Source organism: Streptococcus pseudopneumoniae (assembly GCF_038148955.1).
In the GTDB taxonomy this organism is placed as follows: domain Bacteria; phylum Bacillota; class Bacilli; order Lactobacillales; family Streptococcaceae; genus Streptococcus; species Streptococcus pseudopneumoniae_T.
Map to the genome: position 1 here is coordinate 209,333 of NZ_JBBJZY010000001.1, position 18,263 is coordinate 227,595.

Below are 18,263 nucleotides of genomic sequence, written 5' to 3' on the forward strand. Positions count from 1 at the left end.
CAGGGAGGCTATATATTTTATCTATCAAAGAGATAAGTAAAAACTATTTCAGTCCCAATTCTTCATAAGCTTTTCGATAACCGATTTGCTTAACAGTTCCATTTTCTACTAAAATCGGTCGTTTTAATAACATACCGTCGCTTGCTAGCAATTCAGCTGCTTCTTGATTTGATAAACTTCCTACCTTATCTTTTAGCCCTAATTCACGGTATTTAATTCCACTAGTGTTGAAAAATTGTTTCAATTCAAATCCTGAGGTTTCTAGCCAGTTCAAAATGACTTCTTGGCTTGGTGTTTCTTCGACGATGTGAACAGCTTTGTAGTCCACACCTAATTGATTTAATTCTTGTTTTGCTTTTTTACAAGTTGAACATTTTGGGTATTCGATAAATTCTAACATGTGTTTCACTTTCTATTGTTTCTATCTTTAAAATCTGCGTCTTCATGCTCCAAGAGCCAAGCTTTCTTTTCCACTCCTGCAGCATAACCTGTCAGACGCTTGCCAGCTCCTAGCACACGATGACAAGGTACTAGGATAGACCAAGGATTGCGCCCCACTGCTCCACCAATTGCTTGAGCAGAAGCCACTTGCAAATCTTGGGCTATTTGTCCATAGGTCACTGTCTGACCATAAGGAATGCTCTGTAAGTAGACCCAGACCCGCTTTTCAAAATCCGTTCCGATTGGAGCCAAGGGCAAGTCGGATAAATCCCGAGACTTGCCTTTAAAGTAACCATCTAAGCAAGCAATAACTGAGTCTAAAATGGGATGACTAACAACTGCTTCTATCGTTTCATCTCCTATCCCCCTCTCAAAATGCTTCTGCTCCTGAACCCAAATTCCATATAAATAATGCTCATCAGCTACGAGAGAAAGGGAGCCAATTGGCGAAGAATAGAGCATTTTTGCGTACTTCTTTTGCATTATTTCTTCAATTTTTGATAGGCCAAGCGTTCGCCATCAACAGGCACTTTACCAACCTGTTTAAAACCAAGTTTTTCAAAAATATGCTGCATGACCTTGTTTGCAACATGCGTATCTGAGCGAAAATCTAGATAATCAAATCCTTCAATCAAGCCCTCTAAGAAGGTTTGAGCAACTCCTTGTCCCTGCACATCTGCTGCCACAGCGATACGGTGAAAGACTAGGTACTCTGACTCTCCAGCTTGCCAGTTTCCTTCATAAATAGCTTCATAGGTTGCCTCTGGACTCTTGGTCACAGCAGCATAGGCTAGTAGTTCTCCCTCTTCCAAGGCTACATAGGCTTGACCTGAAATAATATCATCGATAATAACCTCTGCATTTGGATAACCATTTTGCCACTGGTCACTACCAGCATCTGCTAAACATTTCTTGGCTTCCTCCATCACCTGCATGATGGCATCTACTTCATTTGGAAAAGCTAAACGAATCTCCATCTTTTCTCCTCATTTCTGACTAGTTTCTCCCATCATAGCATAATTTAAGTCTTTCTACAAGCAGTTAAAACTTGACTTTCTGTTTTTGTTATTTTATAATCTAGTTATTAAAACTAGATAAAAAGGAGTTGAAAATGAAAACTACCTTTTCCTACCCCAAATGGGCAGAAATTCCAAACATTGATCTCTATCTGGACCAGGTGTTGCTCTATGTCAATCAGGTCTGCGCCCCTATCTCTCCAGATAAAGATAAGGGTCTAACAGCATCCATGGTCAACAATTATGTCAAACATGGTTATCTTACAAAGCCTGACAAGAAAAAATACCAACGCCAACAGATTGCCCGTCTGATTGCTATCACAACCCTCAAGTCGGTATTCTCTATTCAAGAAATAGCCCAGACACTTAATACTCTACAAACTCAAGCAAGTTCAGACCAACTCTACGATGCTTTTGTGGACTACATGAACCAAGGAATGGATCCAGCTAACCCCATTATCCAAACCAGCTGCCAAACCGTTAAACTCTATCATCAAACTCTAGTCTTAATCCATCATACTGAAGAGGAGGTAATCCGATGAACACTAGTCTTAAACTCAGCAAACAACTCAGTTTTGGAGAGGAGATTGCTAATAGTGTGACCCATGCTGTGGGTGCCGTCATCATGCTCATCTTACTGCCTATTTCATCCACCTATACTTATGAAGTACATGGATTTTTATCCTCTATCGGCGTTTCCATTTTCGTTATCAGTCTCTTTCTCATGTTCCTCTCATCCACCATTTACCACTCTATGGCCTATGGTTCGACCCACAAATACGTCTTGAGAATTATTGACCATTCTATGATTTATGTGGCTATCGCAGGCTCTTATACACCTGTCGTACTGACTTTGATGAATAACTGGTTTGGCTATCTAATTATTGCCATCCAATGGGGAACGACCATCTTTGGTATTCTCTATAAAATCTTTGCTAAAAAAGTCAATGAGAAATTTAGCCTTGCTCTTTACCTGATTATGGGCTGGTTGGTTCTAGCTATCATTCCTGTCATTATCAGTCAAACAACGCCAATTTTCTGGAGTCTCATGGTAACTGGCGGACTTTGTTATACAGTTGGGGCTGGGTTTTATGCAAAGAAAAAACCTTATTTCCACATGATTTGGCATCTCTTTATCCTAGCAGCATCTGCCCTCCAATACATCGCCATTGTTTATTACATGTAAAAAAGTTGAGAAATTCAATCTCAACTTTTTTCTTTACACATTTCGATAAAGTACTGGTGCAAGCGCACATCATCAGTCAATTCTGGATGAAAAGAAGTTACCAGCATATTTTTTTCTTGGGCTGCAACGATTTGATTATCAACTCTTGCTAGAATTTCTACATCTTCTCCAACACTGCTGATAATTGGACCACGGATAAAGGTCATTGGAATCTGACCAACTCCCTTACATTCTGCTTCCGTATAGAAACTTCCTAATTGGCGCCCATAGGCATTGCGCTCGACCACCATATCCATAGTTCCTAGATGACTCTCTTCCTGAGAAGTAATTTCCTTAGCCAGCAAAATTAAACCCGCGCAGGTTCCAAAGGCTGGTAAACCAGATAGAATGGCTTCTCGAATGGGAATCAGCATGTCCTGGTCTCGTAAGAGCTTGCCCATGGTTGTAGACTCCCCACCAGGCAAAATCAAACCTGACAAGTCACTCTGACCTTGCTGAAAATCATCTAGATTTCTTATTTCAACACTCTCGACACCTAATTGATCTAGCACTTTTGCATGTTCTGCAAAGGCACCTTGCAAGGCCAATATTCCGATTTTCATCTATTTTCCTCGCTCTGCCATGAGAATTTGGATTTCATTTTCATTGATACCAACCATAGCTTCTCCTAAATCTTCAGAGATTTGAGCTAGGATTTGAGGATTACGGAAGTTAGTCACAGCCTTAACAATAGCACTCGCTCGTTTAACAGGATCTCCTGACTTGAAAATACCTGAACCGACAAAGACACCCTCTGCCCCTAATTGCATCATCAACGCAGCATCAGCTGGCGTTGCAACACCTCCAGCCGCAAAATTTACAACTGGCAATTTTCCATGTTCATGAACATATTGGACCAATTCTACAGGGACTTGCAAGTCCTTAGCAGCAACATAAAGTTCGTCCTCACGTAAATTTTGAATGCGGCGAATTTCCTGATTCATCATACGCATATGGCGAACAGCTTGGACAATATCTCCTGTACCCGGTTCTCCTTTAGTACGAATCATAGAAGCACCCTCAGCGATACGACGCAAGGCTTCACCCAAGTCCTTAGCTCCACAGACAAAAGGAACTTGGAATTCTTTCTTGTCCACATGGAAACGGTCGTCAGCTGGAGATAAAACTTCACTCTCATCGATATAGTCAATTTCAATAGCCTCTAAAATCTGAGCTTCAACAAAATGCCCGATTCTGACCTTAGCCATTACTGGAATACTAACCGCTTCTTGGATTTCCTTAATCATCTTTGGATCACTCATACGGGAAACCCCACCAGCTGCACGAATATCAGCCGGAATCCGCTCCAAGGCCATAACAGCTGCCGCACCAGCAGCCTCTGCAATACGGGCCTGTTCAGGGTTCTGAACGTCCATGATTACACCGCCCTTGAGCATCTGTGCCAAGTTTTTATTTAATTCATAACGATTTTCAGTCATTTCTTTATCCTCATCATTTGTATTGGTAGCTACTATTTCATTTTAAGTTAGATTAGAAGGAATCACAAGATAAAAAATGGATAATTGTATGGGTACACATTGACTAAAAAAACTATCTGACCTTAACTTAAGGCCAGATAGCTCATTCATTTTTATTTTTCAGCTGTAAGGGCAGCCATTGTGATGTAGTTGTATGGTTTGTTGAAGTGTGGCAAGAAGAATAGATCTGTCAATGCCAATTTATCAATTGTCACATGCTCTTGGATAGCAAGTGAGAACATGTGGATTCCCATGCTGATTGCAGAATCGTGTGAGACCATTTGGGCACCAAGAATTTCACGGCTGTCTTTGTCAAAGACAATCTTGATGGCTACTTCATGGTTGTCATGTTTCATGAATTCTGGTTTTTGAAGATCGTTAAAGCCTGTTTCAGTTGCATTGTAACCTGCAGCTTTTGCTTTTTCAAGAGTCAAACCAGTTGAAACCATGTGAAGACCGTAGATTGAGATACCGTTTGATCCTTGCACACCGATTCCTTCCAATTCATGGCCACAAGCGTTGTAGGCACCAACGATACCAGTACGCACAGCATTTGAAGCAAGAGCGATGTAGCTAGTGTCTTTACGTGCATTGTCATAAACAGTCGCACAGTCACCTACTGCGTAAACGCCTGGGATAGATGTTTCTTGTTTCTTGTCTACAAGGAAGGCACCGTTACGGAAGAGTTCAATCTTACCATCAGCAAGTGCTGTGTTTGGACGGAAACCAACCGCAAGAACAACCATATCCACATCAAATGTTTCTTTGTCTGTTACTAAGCGCTCTACTTTTCCATCACCTTGGATAGCTTTTACTGTTTGACCTAGCGCCAAGCGGATATTGTGGTCTTCCAAGTTCTTGGCCATCATTTGTGTGAAGTCTTTGTCATAGTAACCGTTCAAGACAGTATCAACGATATCAACAAGGACAACTTCTTTTCCTAGACGCTCGAAGGCTTCAGCAAGTTCAACACCGATATAACCACCACCAACAACAGCGATGCGATCTAGGTGTTTGCTCTTGTCAGCAAGTTTTTCGATGACTTCTTCTGCGTTTTGGTACAACTTAACAAATTGAACATTTTCAAGAGTCGCTTTGAATTCACGGTTCCCTTTAACAATTTCAACACCTTCGATTGGTGGCAAGATTGGTGTAGAACCTGTAGCGAAAATCAATTTTTCGTATGATTCTTTGTGCTCTTTTCCTTCAACTTCCGCTGTAACTACTTTGTTATCATAGTCGATTGAAAGAACTGGTGAATTCATATAAACCTTAGCACCTTTAGCTTCCAATTTTTCTTTATCAGAATAGAACAAGCCTTCAGCACCGTCAATTTGTTCACCGATCCAAAGGGCCATTCCACATCCTAGGAAAGAGATGTTAGAGTTTTGGTCAAATACAACAATTTCGTTCTCATTTCCAAAATTATCCAACATGGTATTGATACATGCTGTACCAGCGTGGTTCGCACCGACTACAACGATTTTACTCATAAAAAATTTCCTGCCTTCAATTTTAAATTTACTCTACTAGTATACCATTTACTGTTAGCGTTTACAAGTGGTTTACTATTATTTCAGCATTTTTTATCAAAAATAATTCCCCATTTATCCTGTTTTCAAGCCTCATGAATTTTATGAGCATATTTCTTGACTTTTTCCAAATTTTATTTGTGAAAAGTCTAACTTTATGGTATTCTAATAACATGAAAATAAAATGTAAGGGCTTCAATTTGGATAATTGCTTGATATTACAACTTATTTTCTATAAGAGAAAGGAGTTGGTAGCTTGCCTCTTAGTTCACATTCTGAACGGCTAATGGGAACCACTATCACTATTTCATTAGTGGATGAGCGAGCCGATAGCTTGCTCCAAAAATCCTTTGATTTACTCAGAGAGCTAGAATACCGCTTCAATGCTAATAGCCAGAAATCTGAGTTGATGGAAATCAATTATCAAGCAGGAATAGCTCCTGTCACGGTTCATCCAGACCTGTTTGAACTGATTTCACTTGGGTTAGAGCATAGCCTAGCGCCCTCTAGCCATCTCAATATCAGCATTGGTCCCTTGATTCAAACCTGGCGTATCGGTTTTTCAGATGCCAAGGTCGCCCAACCTCAAGAAATTGAAGCGGTGCTACCTCTAATCAATCCTCATTATATCGAGTTAGACTCTTCTACTTCCACTGTGTTCTTGAAACAGAAAGGAATGAAGATCGATCTTGGTTGTTTAGCCAAGGGTTATAGTGCGGATAAGGTTGCCCAATTTCTGAGAGAAGAGGGAGTGACATCTGCCTTAATCAATCTGGGAGGGAATATCCTGACCATTGGAAAAAATCAGGCAAGAGGAAATCAGCCTTGGCAAATCGGGATTCAAGACCCAGCCAATCCGAGGGGGAATCACTTAATGACCATCCCTGTTGTCAATCAATCTGTCGTGACTTCAGGCATTTATGAACGTCACCTGACCGTCGATGGACAAGATTACCATCACATTTTTGACAGTCAAACAGGATATCCTGTTGAAACAGAACTCGCTAGTCTCACAATCATCTCTGATAAATCAGTTGATGGTGAAATCTGGACAACTCGACTCTTTGGAGAAAGACCTGCTTCTATCCTTTGGCAAGTAGAAAGTTTGGAGGGCATCGAAGTCATCCTCATCGATAAGGAAGGTCACCTAAGTTGTTCTTCAGGAATTCCTACTCTATAGAGACAACTGTTTCAATGGAGTTTAAAAATTGTATTATGTAAAAAGAGAAAGGAAATCTCATGTTAAAACTTATTGCTATTGTTGGAACAAATTCAAAACGTTCTACAAACCGTCAATTGCTTCAATACATGCAAAAACACTTTGCTGACAAAGCTGAAATTGAACTTGTTGAAATCAAAGACATTCCTGTCTTCAACAAACCAGCTGACAAGCAAGTACCTGCTGAAATCTTAGAAATTGCTGCTAAAATTGAAGAGGCTGATGGTGTTATTATCGGTACTCCTGAATATGATCACTCTATTCCAGCTGTTTTGATGAGCGCTCTTGCTTGGTTGTCTTATGGTATTTACCCACTCTTGAATAAACCAATCATGATTACAGGTGCTTCTTACGGTACACTCGGTTCATCACGTGCTCAAATGCAACTTCGCCAAATCTTGAATGCTCCAGAAATCAAAGCAAGTGTCCTTCCAGATGAATTCTTGCTTTCACACTCTCTTCAAGCCTTTAACCCAAGTGGCGACTTGGTTGACCTTGATGTTATTAAAAAACTGGATGCCACTTTTGACGACTTCCGTATCTTTGTAAAAATTACAGAAAAATTGCGCAATGCACAAGCACTACTTCGCAAAGATGCTGAAGACTTTGACTGGGAAAATTTGTAAGATAGGAGACCATAAAGAATGAAATTTGTTGGACTTGTAGGATCAAACTACGATCAATCATATAACCGTAAACTCTTGGAATTCATCCGTCGCCACTTCAAACTCAAATTTGAATTAGAAGTTCTTGAAATTGACGAAGTTCCAATGTTTAACCAAGACGAAAAATGGGACGAAAGCTTCCAATTGCGTCTCTTGTATAACAGAATTACTCGTGCTGATGGTGTTATCATCGCTACTCCTGAGCACAACCACACAATCTCAGCTTCTCTAAAATCTGTTCTTGAATGGCTTTCATACGAAGTTCATCCATTTGAAAACAAACCAGTCATGATTGTGGGAGCTTCTTACTACGACCAAGGTACTTCTCGTGCCCAAGTTCACCTTCGTAAGATTCTTGACGCTCCAGGTGTTAATGCCTATACGCTTCCAGGTAACGAATTCCTTCTTGGTAAAGCCAAAGAAGCATTTGACGCAGAAGGCAATATCACGAACGAAGGAACTATTAATTTCCTTGAAACATGCTTGGACAACTTTGTAAAATATGTGGGAGTCGTTTCAAAATTGAAAAAACCAAAACCAATTGAACCAGAAGATTTATATTGTACAAATTCAATTGCAACTACCATTCAAGGTGTTGACCCTGATGATCCTGAATGGGTAGAAAAAGCAGCTGAACTTGTTGGAGCTGTTTCTGGAGATACTTACGTTAAATTAGACCATGGTATCTTGACAGTTAACCAAATTGACATGTTCTTGAAAGCAATGCCATTTGAGTTGACATTTGCAGATGATAATAACCAATTCTTGTACTTTAATAACGCACACCAAGATCCAAATACAATGTTTGGTAAACGTGTACGTGCTCAATCAGGAAACCGTTTAGGAACTGTACACGGTTCATTGCCAGATTCTAGAATGAAAAATGTTGAATGGGTTGTCGGCGTATTGCGTAACGGGGATCAAGAATATGTCCGTACAATTGTCCCAGGAACACCAGAAGGCGTTATTAATACCCACAATTACCAAGCAATGTACTATCCAGATGGTTCATATGCTGGAATCAATGAAATCATCTTTAATTTCCAACCATGGCTTGACTGGTACCTCAATACAACTGGTCAACGTCTAGTTGGTGGAAATACTGCAGCTCCTGCTGGAGGCCACGGTGGCGCAGATGCTACATCTGGAGCTTCTGATGCAGGTGATGCTGGAGGCCACGGTGGTGGCGCAGACGCTACAGCCGGTGCAAGTTACTAATGATAGTTTTATACTCAATGAAAATCAAAGAGCAAACTAGGAAACTAGCCGCAGGCTGTACTTGAGTACGGCAAGGCGACGTTGACGTGGTTTGAATTTGATTTTCGAAGAGTATTAGGAACCATTTTGGTTCCTTTTTTAGTTAAAAAGACTAGCAGACACAAACTGCTAGTCTTTTGAGTATTATTTTATCTATCTTTATTAAAAGAAAGAATAGTGCTTATGAATTTGGATCATCGAGACTACGGCCATGTAAGCCTTTTTCACGTTGGGCTTGGCGTAGTTTTTCTGGTGTAACATCGTTCCCTTCTTCGTCCACAATTTTGATCCCTTCAATATGGTGACGAACCGTGCGACGATAACCTTCGATGTACTCCTCACGTAGTTTGGCTTGTTCCACTTTTTCTTCTGGGGTCAAGCCTTCTGTTTTTTTCTTTTTGGCAAGCTCGTTGATACGATCAATTTTTTTAGGATCCATGTTTCTCTCCTTTATGATAAGATTTAATCCGTTTAACAGATTTTATTTGGTATTGATTTGGTTAAAACGTGCAAGTTTAGCTGCTTTCTTGGTTAATTGCGACAAGATTGCCAAACGATTTTGTCGAACAGTCTGATCTTCGGCCATAACCATAGTATTCTCAAAGAAGGCATTGATGACAGGGCTAAGAGCAAAGAGTTGTTTCAATTGCTGACTGGCAGTCCCTGACAAAACAAGTGATTCTACTGCTTCTGCCAAGGCTTTCTCTTCTTCATTTTCAAAGAGAGCTGAATCAACTGTAGCAACTCCTTCTGCCTTCTCAGCCAAGTTAAAGGCACGAGAAAGTGATTCGACAGATGGTTTGAAGTATTCTTCCTTGCTTGCTTCTACAAGAGCACTTGCTGCTTCCAGCATCTCTGCCACAACAAAGTTTGATCCTGCAAGAACGGCTTCCTTGATGTCTTTTGGAGTAGAACCCATCATCTTATTAACACGAGCCTTGATAAAGTCCATAACCTCTGTCTTATTTTCATAAGTCAAGCTATCAAATTTCAAAGCATAAAGGCTATCAATCAGCTCATCCATAGCAATGTGCCAACCAAAGGCATCCAAGATACGAACAACGCCTTGAGTTGCACGACGAAGGGCATAAGGGTCATTAGACCCTGATGGAATCAAGCCTACTGAGAAGAAGCTCAAAATCGTATCCAATTTGTCTGCAATGGCTAGAACTGCGCCAACCTTGCTCTTTGGAAGTTCTCCTTCAGCTGATGTAGGCATGTAGTGTTCACGAATAGCAGCTGCCACCGCTGGAGTTTCACCAGCAAGAAGGGCATATTTTTCACCCATAATTCCTTGGAGTTCGTCAAATTCACCAACCATACCTGTCAACAAGTCAAACTTGTAAATGGCTGCTGCACGGGCTAGATCAATCGTTTCATCCGCTGACAAGCCTGCTTTTTCTGCCAAGAGAATAGCAATCTGACCCGTACGAATCATGTGTTCACGAAGAGAACCAATTTTCTCATGGAAGGTTACATTGTTTAATTTTTCAACAAGGTCTGAAATAACCAATTTTTGGTCTTCACGCCAGAAGAATTCTCCGTCTTCCAAACGAGCTACCAAGACTTTTTCATTTCCTTTAATGACATTTTCCAAATGCTCTGCGTTTCCGTTACGGACTGAAATGAAGTTTGGCAAGAGTTTGCCATCTTGATCGCGAACAACAAAGTAACGTTGGTGTTCTTTCATTGAAGTCACCAAAACTTCTTCTGGAACTTCAAGGTATTTGGCATCAAAACTTCCCATAAAGGCAGTTGGGTATTCAACCAAGTTCAAGACTTCATTAAGCAAATCAGCATCAATCTCGATGCGTACACCATGTTCAGCTTCGATTGCCTTGATTTGGTCAACAATCATTTGCTCACGTTCACGTGGATCTGCTATTACAAATTGTGCACGAAGATCTTCTTCATAGCTCAATGCTGACTGAATCTTAGTTTCTTGTCCCAAGAAACGATGACCACGACTCACACGACCTCCCTTAATATCAAGGAAATCCAAATCAAACTCTTCTTCATCTAAAAGAACTGTTAAAGTGTGAACAGGACGAATGTATTCAAAGGTGTTGTTAGCCCAGTGCATGCTGACAGGGAATGTCAGTGACTTCAAGACGTCTACTACACCTGGAACAATGTCTTCCACTGCTTGACCAACTTCTTCCTTGGTGACATAGACATATTCTTCACCCTTGATTTCACGGAATTCGATATCTTCAACCGTCAACCCTTTTCCACGGACAAATCCTTGAGCTGCTTTGGTGAAGTTCCCATCACTATCCAAAGCAATTTTCTTTGCTGGCCCCTTGAAATCTTCTGTCAAATCAGACTGTTTGTCTGCAAGACCAGTCACACGAACAGCCAAACGACGTGGTGTTGAGAAGGTCTGAATAGCTTCAAAAGACAGGCGGTTTTCCTTGAGGAAGGCTGCCATTTTTTCGCCTAGTTGTTTTTCACTTGGTGTGACAACATAGGCTGGTAATTCTTCAAGACCGAGTTCTACTAATAAGTTTTTTGTCATGTTTTTTCTCCGAAAAATATCTTTTTATTTTCCAGTTTGCCTTATGTGATTGGCACGCAAGCAACCAACTTCGTTGTTTCATTGCTAAAATTGGAGCCAAAAGTCTCCAATTTTGCCTAGTATCCTTAGTTTCACTAAGGATACCTTCATCACTGCGGCAACTGGCTCAGGGCTCACTCTGTTCGCCCATTTTCGTAATTTGTCACTCTCTTTATTCTGCGTCTTCTGCTAAGAGTTTAGCTCGTGTTGCTTCATCTAAAAGTGGGTAACCTAGGCGTTTGCGCTCTGCGACAAAGGTTTTGGCTACGACACGGGCTAGGTTACGGATACGTGCAATATAGCCTGCGCGCTCTGTTACAGATACGGCACCACGCGCATCAAGCAGGTTAAAGGTATGTGAACATTTGAGAACATAGTCATAGGCAGGGTGCACCAATCCTTCTTCCAAGGCACGACCAGCTTCTTTTTCAAACTTATCAAAGTTTTCAAGCAACATTTCTTGATCTGAAATTTCAAATGAATATTTTGAGTGTTCGTACTCAGGCTGGATGAAGATTTCTCCGTATTTTACACCATCAGCCCATTCGATATCATAGACAGAATCTACTTCTTGGATGTAAGAAGCCAAGCGTTCCAAACCATAGGTAACTTCCGCAGTCACAGGGCCAGTTGCCAATCCACCGACTTGTTGGAAATAAGTAAACTGAGTGATTTCCATTCCGTCAAGCCAAACTTCCCAACCGAGACCTGCAGATCCAGTAGATGGGTTTTCCCAGTTGTCCTCAACGAAACGAATATCGTGTTCCAAAGGATTGATTCCCAATTTTTCCAAAGACTCAAGGTAAAGTTCTTGGATGTTTGATGGAGATGGCTTCATGACAACCTGGAATTGGTGGTGTTGGTAAAGACGGTTAGGATTTTCTCCGTAACGACCGTCAGCAGGACGACGTGATGGCTCTACATACGCTGCATTCCATGGCTCAGGTCCAATAGCACGAAGGAAAGTGTAAGGACTCATGGTTCCCGCACCTTTTTCATTATCATAAGCCTGCATAAGCATACAACCTTGGTCATTCCAAAATTGTTGCAAAGTCAAAATAATTTCTTGAAATGTTAATTTCTTAGACATTGTTTACTCCTTAATAAAAAATGATTTCTTGCGACACGAGTCTGCCTCGTCGATTATACGAGGCAAGACGAGTTAGTACTGCGTCTAGCTCAGGCACTCTAGTGCTGAGCGTGGGGCAGTCCGACTGAAGGAGGTTTCTGCCACTGACGCAGTGGAAAGTCAATTTCTTAGACATTGTTTACTCCTTTTTATATAAATTACTTGCGACACGAGTCTGCCTCGTCGATCATACGAGGCAAGACGAGTTAGTACTGCGTCTAGCTCAGGCACTCTAGTGCTGAGCGTGGGGCAGTCCGACTGTAAGGAGGTTTCTGCCATTGACTCAGTGGAAAGTCAATTTCTTAGACATTGTTTACTCCTTTAGTTTTTATATTTCTTTTTCAATTAATTTCTGCTGAACAAACCAATCTAACAAGGGAAGAGTTTTATCTGTATTTGCCCATAGATGATAAGAATCGAAGACCGCTTGTACACTACCTAGATTTTCTACCAACTTATCTATTGTCAAAAAACTACGCCAGTATTCGTAAAAAATACTTGCATAGTTCTTACCATAAGTCGAAGAACCAAAATCATTCAATGAATGCCAACCATACTTCTTCTGAAAAAGTTCTACGAGAGATTGATTACAAATTTTTTCCGCTTGAAATTCCTCTTCTGTTAAGAAATACTTGCGACTAATATATTCAACCATCCCCTCTTCGAACCAGATATAAGAGTCGTAACCATCAAAATCATCTAAAAAATGCTCCGACCAATGAGCTAACTCATGTCCTACAATCTGTAAGAGGAAATTTTCAGATAAAGAATGATAGTGACTTTCTATTGCTTGAGTTTGCTGAGAACACTCGTAGTTCAGCAACTGATACAAATACAACTCTTTCCAAACAGCTAAATCAGGCGTCATAACCATTCGTCTATTATTTGTATAGGCTGGAACAGCGCTTTCCCTAATAATCTGTGTAGCAGCATTAAAACTTGACCAAATAACGGCTTGCGGTAAATCACAGACTGCAAGTTCATTCTTTAAAAAAGATTGATAATCTTTCAACTTTTCAGTATTTCTTACTACAAAATCACGAAATGCAGCTAGTTGACTATCGTCTTTTACAAGATAAAGGTTTTCCACGTCTCTCCTTTCTTTCACACAATAGACTGAATAAGCAAAAGAACCACATCTGACAATCCTAGGTTGATTTAACCTAGGGGCGTCAGAAACGCGGTTCCACCCTAATTTATTACTTCATTGTTTTTTAAAATACGACAGAAAGCGCCAGCTCATTATTTTGCCCTACTTGGCTCCCACTATCCCAAGCTCGCTTGAAGAACGCCATAAGACTTTCTTTCCTGTTGACTATTATATCAAAAATTAGAATAATGTACAATTCTTTTTATGATTTTCTAAAAATCCACATCATCAACTCGTGGAGCACCAGATTGAACAGCAATCGTTTTTAAGGTTTCATGTTCCTCATGGCTCAATTCAATTCCAAAGCAATCAAGATTAGCCTGAATACGAGAGGCTGTGACAGATTTTGGAAGTGGTAGAAATCCTTCTGCCAAGCTCCATGCCAAGGCTATCTGGGCAACCGATTTTCCGTGATTTGCTGCGATTTCTTGGGCTTCCTTGCTATCAAACAGTTCTCCCTGACCAAAAGGTCCCCAAGCTTCCAATAAAATTCCTTTTTCTCGACAGTAATTTACGACTTGTTCTTGATACACACCTGGCGCCAAACGAACCTGATTGACCGCAGGAAGGATAGTTGCTGTTTCAAGCAAGGCCTCCAAATGATGAGGAAGGAAATTACTAACCCCAATAGCACGGATTTTACCTTCTTGATAGAGGTCTTCCATCGCTCTCCAAACTTCCGCATTTCGAATTTTCCATGCGTCATTTTCTCTGAGCGGTTTTGGATTTGGCCAATGAATCAAATACAAATCCAAATAGTCCAAGCCTAGCTTCTCTAAAGACTCTTCAAAAGCTTGCCGAGCTTGCTTATAGGTTTGTTGGCTATTCCAAAGCTTGGTAGTTACGAACAATTCCTCTCGTGGAACTCCGCTATCTTTGATTGCTTGACCAACACTCTCTTCATTCTGATAAATCGCCGCCGTATCGATATGGCGATAACCAGCCTTCAAAGCCTCTAACACTGCACGATAGGCTTCTTCTCCATCCTTAGCCTTAAAAGTTCCAAATCCTAGAACTGGAATTTTTACTCCATTATTTAATTTATAGGTATTCATATGCTTCTCCTTCTATTTTATTTATCATTTATAGCATAAAACATTTTTTAAGTAGTACTATCTTTTGTAAAAAATAAGTCTATCAAATATCTGACAGACCTATTTTTTCTTGCTTATTCATCACGACTATAATACAGCTCATGAGCTTTTAGGCGAGTATTGAGCATCTCTGGTATAGTCACAAAGGTATAACCTTGATTTTTCAAATACTCAATGACCCTTGGCAAGGCATTGACTGTCGGACTGTGAATATCATGCATCAAAACGATAGAGCCGTTAGCTACTTGATGCTGAATTTCCGTCAAAATAGCTGCTTCATTTTTACTCTTCCAATCCAGACTATCCACATCCCACATAATAAAGCTCAAATCGAGGCTATTGCGAATATCATCTGTAATAGCTCCATAAGGCGGACGCATGAGTTTGGAACTAGAACCCAGCACTTTAGTTAGCACATCCTCAGTATCAGTAATCTGCTTTTTAGCTTCATCAAGAGAAAGTTGCGAGAGAATCGGATGGCTCCAACTATGGTTTCCAACAACATGACCTTCAGATTTTATCCTCTTCACCAAGTCCTCATTCCCAGAAACATTTTTCCCAAGCACGAAGAAAGTAGCTTTAACACCATATTTAGCTAGGGTCTCTAATGCCTGCGGAGTCGTTGCTGGATTTGGACCATCATCAAAGGTTAGAGCGACAACTTTTTGATGTTTCTTATCAAAGTAAGACTGGTACAATGCTGCGTCTTTTTCAAGTAAGTACGAAGATTGGATAACATCAAAGAAAGCAGATACTGGCAAGGCTATCTCTTCTAAATTTTCAACCGCAGGACTCGGATAAAGGATAATCTGACTATCCTTGTAATCAAAATTCCATGCAGACAAGTCTTGGTCAGAGAAGTTTTTTACAATCTGGTTACTCTGGTCTTGATCCAATTTTTTATCCTCTAGGATGGAGGTCAATTCTTTTATCAGCTGTTCCTTGACCTTACTAGCATCTGAAAACAGTTGGTCAAGTGTAAAAGGTTGCCCATCTTCTGTTAAGTGAACCTTTCCTAGACTGGTCTTTTCTGTCTCTTCAACCTTAAAATCAACTAAATCATAGATTTGTTTGGTCACATTACGATTAACGACTCCCTTTAAACCTGACTCTTCTTGCTCTGTATAGTAGAAAACAAGATTGTCCTTACTTTCTAGCTTGTCCTCAACATCTTGATTTATCAGCTCCCTAACAGAGGAAATCACTTCCGAGCCTTGGAGAGGATAATAAGCAATCACTTCGGTTTGCCCCTTACGAAAATGCTCCTTCTGATTTCCCTCACTCAATTGATCGTCTTTTTCTTTTTTGAGCGATTCAATCTTTTGCTCAAAACTTTTTTGCTGATACATTTTAAAAGCAATAAATCCGCCTAATAAACAAATAGAAATTGCTAAAATACCAATCAAAGCCAATAATACATGTCTCTTTTTCCCGTGTCTGCCACGTCCCAGTCTACTTTTAGTCATATTTATATCATAACAAATTTGAGGAAGAATTTCAATGATACAGTTTGGCAATCCATAATTACCTAGTAAGCCAAACCATCTCACATCAACTCCATCAGCCCTATCTGTAGAGATTATGCAGTTTTCTATCTATGAAATTTCCAGTAGATTGAAGCTAGAATAGACACCTCGACTTCGAAAAACATTCTTATAAATTGATTTGATGTTCCAAATCGATTTATCCTCAAACATCTCTACACCTCTGATATTTTCTTGATAATACTATATACCCAGACACTTGTAGTTTTACCTTCAGCTAGTAATATTGACTTTTCTTCTTCAGATAATTTTTTCCGTAAGTAGTCAATCTGCTGAGAAGTAATGTTCTCTTTCCCCATTGCCTTGACAGATTGTATCACCATTGCAGTTAAGGTTGACATATTTGAAATATCTCCATTATTTCTATGCTTAAATTCTATCCTTGCCTTACCAACATTAAAACTGGCATATCTTCCATCTGATATATAGGTCCATTTTGCTGGTACCTGCGTAGATAAACCAAGTAAATTCAGGGCTGTGTTTCCTGATGGAGCAATGGTCCAATTATATTTTCTAGCAATAGCATCAGCAACTTCATCCACAGACGCCATTGCATACTCTCCAATCAGTTCTATATATTTTGGTTTATAATAAATACCTTTCAAAATGCGAGTAATCTCTTTGTCTTTTACAAGACGATTTAATGTACTACGAACAGTTTCATATCCTGCAATATCAAAGAAATCATTTGCGATAAAAACTTGATTCGATTCAAAATTTTCTATCCTATTTACTATTTCCTGCTTATAGTTCATCTATCACGCCTCCTTTGCACCGAATATGATACTATTTTTGGTGCAAAAAGTCAAATGAGAGTCATTTTTATCAAAGAGATAGCATACCTCTTCTTATGTAGAATCTCTATCCATTTTTTATCCCATTTCTTATTTCAGTAATCGCTTGATTATAAAAATCATGATAGTCAGCTGTATTTATTTCTTTTATAATAACGCCATATGTATACAAGAGTATTCTCACATTAGCATCTAAGTCTCCAACTTTAGAGTAAAAATACACCTTTGTAAATTCAAAATGTTTCTTCTTGTATGCGAGTAGCCACCACAAATCGATTTCAGCTAAATCTAAAGCAAAACCAAGGATATGAATATCATTGCTTACAAAACAATCAATCCATGAATGATGATAAAAATCATTTTTAGAATTCCATCTCCTTAATAATTCAGACGTATATCCTATCACCTGCGAAAGCAAATAGCCATAATAGTATTGTCCTAGTATAATAGACTTTTTTCTGGTTGCTATTCCATGTATATGCCATAGTTTTTGTCTATCACTTAATTTTATATACTGATAAATTCCTAGCTCCTTTTCCTTTTTACTGATTTCACCCTCCTTCCCATATCCATATAGATTTAAGATTTTTCCAATAGATGGATTAGTACAGATTGTTTTTTCAAATTCAAAGCTGTAATTCGTCGTCAAAATATTCTCTACTTCTAACGTTAATAAGTTCTCAAGAAACTCTTTCTTTCTTTTTGAAATCGTCATCTTATCCTTCAAAAAATCAGTTAGTACCTCTGCGACAGTTTCTTCTTTCCCCTCATAGTTTACTGAAATCCTCATCGGAAAACTTAAAGAATCGCTTATCTCAGCATGTAATGAACGTTTCTCCGCCTCTTTTTTACCTCTAAACTTGTCGACATTAAAGAAATCATCATTTTCTGGCTCGTTTGCAAATAATCTATTGATACCATTCCCTACTAATAAAATAGGTTTATTTTTTCTGCTTTCATGTTTTCCCATTTCATTACCCTCTTTCTTTATTAAAGCGCTTACATAGATTCCTGAAGAAAGACGGATAGAAAGAGGATTTTCAACTTCTTTCTATCCGCTACTTCCTTCAAGAGTCCACACTAGTAAGTTTCAGTTCCGTTTCATGAACTACCTTACTTGTTTCGCGTTTCTTCTTTATCTTACTCTACCATCAAAGACTTC

Annotated in this window: 20 protein-coding genes; 6 read left to right on the forward strand and 14 right to left on the reverse strand. The window is 39.6% G+C overall.

Going from position 1 to position 18,263, the window contains the following annotated elements; all coding sequences use genetic code 11:
- Positions 1 to 43: 43 nt before the first annotated feature.
- The 3 genes from WKI23_RS01020 to WKI23_RS01030 are packed head-to-tail and all read right to left on the reverse strand — an operon-like array spanning position 44 to position 1,418.
- Positions 44 to 400 carry an arsenate reductase family protein gene (locus tag WKI23_RS01020; RefSeq protein WP_000889091.1) on the reverse strand — a complete coding sequence of 119 codons (357 nt, stop codon included), beginning with the start codon at positions 398 to 400 and terminating at the stop codon, positions 44 to 46.
- Between the two features lie 5 nt (positions 401 to 405).
- Complete coding sequence (locus WKI23_RS01025) at positions 406 to 924, reverse strand: methylated-DNA--[protein]-cysteine S-methyltransferase (protein WP_368078641.1); 519 nt, start codon at positions 922 to 924, stop codon at positions 406 to 408.
- Complete coding sequence (locus tag WKI23_RS01030; RefSeq protein ID WP_368078642.1) at positions 924 to 1,418, reverse strand: GNAT family N-acetyltransferase; 495 nt, start codon at positions 1,416 to 1,418, stop codon at positions 924 to 926. The genes WKI23_RS01025 and WKI23_RS01030 overlap by 1 nt, the downstream gene beginning before the upstream one ends.
- A 134-nt stretch (positions 1,419 to 1,552) precedes the next feature.
- On the opposite strand from WKI23_RS01030, the gene WKI23_RS01035 reads away from it, so the two are divergent.
- Both WKI23_RS01035 and trhA read left to right on the forward strand, forming a co-directional pair.
- Complete coding sequence (locus tag WKI23_RS01035; RefSeq protein WP_368078643.1) at positions 1,553 to 1,999, forward strand: DUF1836 domain-containing protein; 447 nt, start codon at positions 1,553 to 1,555, stop codon at positions 1,997 to 1,999.
- A complete protein-coding gene (gene trhA, locus WKI23_RS01040; RefSeq protein ID WP_368078644.1) occupies positions 1,996 to 2,643 on the forward strand; it encodes a PAQR family membrane homeostasis protein TrhA in 648 nt (215 codons plus the stop codon). Before WKI23_RS01035 ends, trhA begins: the two co-directional genes overlap by 4 nt.
- A gap of 20 nt (positions 2,644 to 2,663) precedes the next feature.
- Here the strand turns inward: trhA and pdxT are convergent, their stop codons facing one another.
- From pdxT to nox, 3 genes are all read right to left on the reverse strand, one after another.
- Positions 2,664 to 3,245, reverse strand: a complete 582-nt coding sequence (pdxT, locus tag WKI23_RS01045) for a pyridoxal 5'-phosphate synthase glutaminase subunit PdxT (protein ID WP_368078645.1) — start codon at positions 3,243 to 3,245, stop codon at positions 2,664 to 2,666.
- Entirely contained in the window at positions 3,246 to 4,121 is an 876-nt protein-coding gene (gene pdxS / locus WKI23_RS01050; RefSeq protein ID WP_000138517.1) for a pyridoxal 5'-phosphate synthase lyase subunit PdxS, read from the reverse strand.
- A 152-nt stretch (positions 4,122 to 4,273) separates the two neighbouring features.
- Positions 4,274 to 5,653 (reverse strand): H2O-forming NADH oxidase, encoded by a 1,380-nt coding sequence (gene nox, locus WKI23_RS01055; protein WP_368078646.1) that lies wholly within the window; start codon positions 5,651 to 5,653, stop codon positions 4,274 to 4,276.
- A gap of 143 nt (positions 5,654 to 5,796) precedes the next feature.
- Between nox and WKI23_RS01060 the strand changes: the two genes are divergently transcribed.
- From WKI23_RS01060 to WKI23_RS01075, 4 genes are read left to right on the forward strand one after another with little or no spacing between them, the layout of a single operon-like run.
- Complete coding sequence (locus WKI23_RS01060; protein WP_078137239.1) at positions 5,797 to 5,979, forward strand: hypothetical protein; 183 nt, start codon at positions 5,797 to 5,799, stop codon at positions 5,977 to 5,979.
- On the forward strand, positions 5,949 to 6,872 hold the full coding sequence (locus tag WKI23_RS01065; protein ID WP_368078647.1) for an FAD:protein FMN transferase: 924 nt from the start codon (positions 5,949 to 5,951) through the stop codon (positions 6,870 to 6,872). Before WKI23_RS01060 ends, WKI23_RS01065 begins: the two co-directional genes overlap by 31 nt.
- 59 nt (positions 6,873 to 6,931) lie before the next feature.
- On the forward strand, positions 6,932 to 7,537 hold the full coding sequence (locus tag WKI23_RS01070) for an NADPH-dependent FMN reductase (protein ID WP_033677008.1): 606 nt from the start codon (positions 6,932 to 6,934) through the stop codon (positions 7,535 to 7,537).
- An 18-nt stretch (positions 7,538 to 7,555) separates the two neighbouring features.
- On the forward strand, positions 7,556 to 8,794 hold the full coding sequence (locus WKI23_RS01075) for an NAD(P)H-dependent oxidoreductase (protein ID WP_368078648.1): 1,239 nt from the start codon (positions 7,556 to 7,558) through the stop codon (positions 8,792 to 8,794).
- Between the two features lie 220 nt (positions 8,795 to 9,014).
- Here the strand turns inward: WKI23_RS01075 and WKI23_RS01080 are convergent, their stop codons facing one another.
- The 8 genes from WKI23_RS01080 to WKI23_RS01115 form a co-directional block, all read right to left on the reverse strand.
- The gene (locus tag WKI23_RS01080) at positions 9,015 to 9,272 is read right to left on the reverse strand and encodes a DUF896 family protein (RefSeq protein WP_050261374.1); all 258 of its coding nucleotides are present in this window, start codon (positions 9,270 to 9,272) and stop codon (positions 9,015 to 9,017) included.
- Positions 9,273 to 9,314: 42 nt separating this feature from the next.
- Positions 9,315 to 11,351, reverse strand: coding sequence for a glycine--tRNA ligase subunit beta (gene glyS, locus WKI23_RS01085; RefSeq protein ID WP_368078649.1), 2,037 nt, complete (start codon positions 11,349 to 11,351; stop codon positions 9,315 to 9,317).
- A gap of 211 nt (positions 11,352 to 11,562) precedes the next feature.
- Positions 11,563 to 12,480: a glycine--tRNA ligase subunit alpha gene (gene glyQ / locus WKI23_RS01090; RefSeq protein WP_000038733.1), complete on the reverse strand. Its 918-nt coding sequence runs from the start codon at positions 12,478 to 12,480 to the stop codon at positions 11,563 to 11,565.
- A 367-nt stretch (positions 12,481 to 12,847) separates the two neighbouring features.
- A complete protein-coding gene (locus tag WKI23_RS01095) occupies positions 12,848 to 13,609 on the reverse strand; it encodes an elongation factor Tu (protein WP_368078650.1) in 762 nt (253 codons plus the stop codon).
- A gap of 272 nt (positions 13,610 to 13,881) precedes the next feature.
- Positions 13,882 to 14,724, reverse strand: a complete 843-nt coding sequence (locus tag WKI23_RS01100; RefSeq protein WP_368078651.1) for an aldo/keto reductase — start codon at positions 14,722 to 14,724, stop codon at positions 13,882 to 13,884.
- Positions 14,725 to 14,837: 113 nt separating this feature from the next.
- On the reverse strand, positions 14,838 to 16,229 hold the full coding sequence (pgdA, locus tag WKI23_RS01105; protein WP_368078652.1) for a peptidoglycan-N-acetylglucosamine deacetylase PgdA: 1,392 nt from the start codon (positions 16,227 to 16,229) through the stop codon (positions 14,838 to 14,840).
- Positions 16,230 to 16,462: 233 nt separating this feature from the next.
- Complete coding sequence (locus WKI23_RS01110) at positions 16,463 to 17,062, reverse strand: DUF6088 family protein (RefSeq protein ID WP_368078653.1); 600 nt, start codon at positions 17,060 to 17,062, stop codon at positions 16,463 to 16,465.
- Between the two features lie 106 nt (positions 17,063 to 17,168).
- Entirely contained in the window at positions 17,169 to 18,071 is a 903-nt protein-coding gene (locus WKI23_RS01115) for a hypothetical protein (protein WP_368078654.1), read from the reverse strand.
- Positions 18,072 to 18,263: the final 192 nt, after the last annotated feature.

Coding starts and splice junctions, on each gene's coding strand:
- WKI23_RS01020 (WP_000889091.1), bottom strand. CDS start 400: ATGTTAGAATTTATCGAATACCCAAAATGTTCAACTTGTAAAAAAGCA.
- WKI23_RS01025 (WP_368078641.1), bottom strand. CDS start 924: ATGCAAAAGAAGTACGCAAAAATGCTCTATTCTTCGCCAATTGGCTCC.
- WKI23_RS01030 (WP_368078642.1), bottom strand. CDS start 1,418: ATGGAGATTCGTTTAGCTTTTCCAAATGAAGTAGATGCCATCATGCAG.
- WKI23_RS01035 (WP_368078643.1), top strand. CDS start 1,553: ATGAAAACTACCTTTTCCTACCCCAAATGGGCAGAAATTCCAAACATT.
- trhA (WP_368078644.1), top strand. CDS start 1,996: ATGAACACTAGTCTTAAACTCAGCAAACAACTCAGTTTTGGAGAGGAG.
- pdxT (WP_368078645.1), bottom strand. CDS start 3,245: ATGAAAATCGGAATATTGGCCTTGCAAGGTGCCTTTGCAGAACATGCA.
- pdxS (WP_000138517.1), bottom strand. CDS start 4,121: ATGACTGAAAATCGTTATGAATTAAATAAAAACTTGGCACAGATGCTC.
- nox (WP_368078646.1), bottom strand. CDS start 5,653: ATGAGTAAAATCGTTGTAGTCGGTGCGAACCACGCTGGTACAGCATGT.
- WKI23_RS01060 (WP_078137239.1), top strand. CDS start 5,797: ATGAGCATATTTCTTGACTTTTTCCAAATTTTATTTGTGAAAAGTCTA.
- WKI23_RS01070 (WP_033677008.1), top strand. CDS start 6,932: ATGTTAAAACTTATTGCTATTGTTGGAACAAATTCAAAACGTTCTACA.
- WKI23_RS01075 (WP_368078648.1), top strand. CDS start 7,556: ATGAAATTTGTTGGACTTGTAGGATCAAACTACGATCAATCATATAAC.
- WKI23_RS01080 (WP_050261374.1), bottom strand. CDS start 9,272: ATGGATCCTAAAAAAATTGATCGTATCAACGAGCTTGCCAAAAAGAAA.
- glyS (WP_368078649.1), bottom strand. CDS start 11,351: ATGACAAAAAACTTATTAGTAGAACTCGGTCTTGAAGAATTACCAGCC.
- glyQ (WP_000038733.1), bottom strand. CDS start 12,480: ATGTCTAAGAAATTAACATTTCAAGAAATTATTTTGACTTTGCAACAA.
- WKI23_RS01100 (WP_368078651.1), bottom strand. CDS start 14,724: ATGAATACCTATAAATTAAATAATGGAGTAAAAATTCCAGTTCTAGGA.
- pgdA (WP_368078652.1), bottom strand. CDS start 16,229: ATGACTAAAAGTAGACTGGGACGTGGCAGACACGGGAAAAAGAGACAT.
- WKI23_RS01110 (WP_368078653.1), bottom strand. CDS start 17,062: ATGAACTATAAGCAGGAAATAGTAAATAGGATAGAAAATTTTGAATCG.
- WKI23_RS01115 (WP_368078654.1), bottom strand. CDS start 18,071: ATGGGAAAACATGAAAGCAGAAAAAATAAACCTATTTTATTAGTAGGG.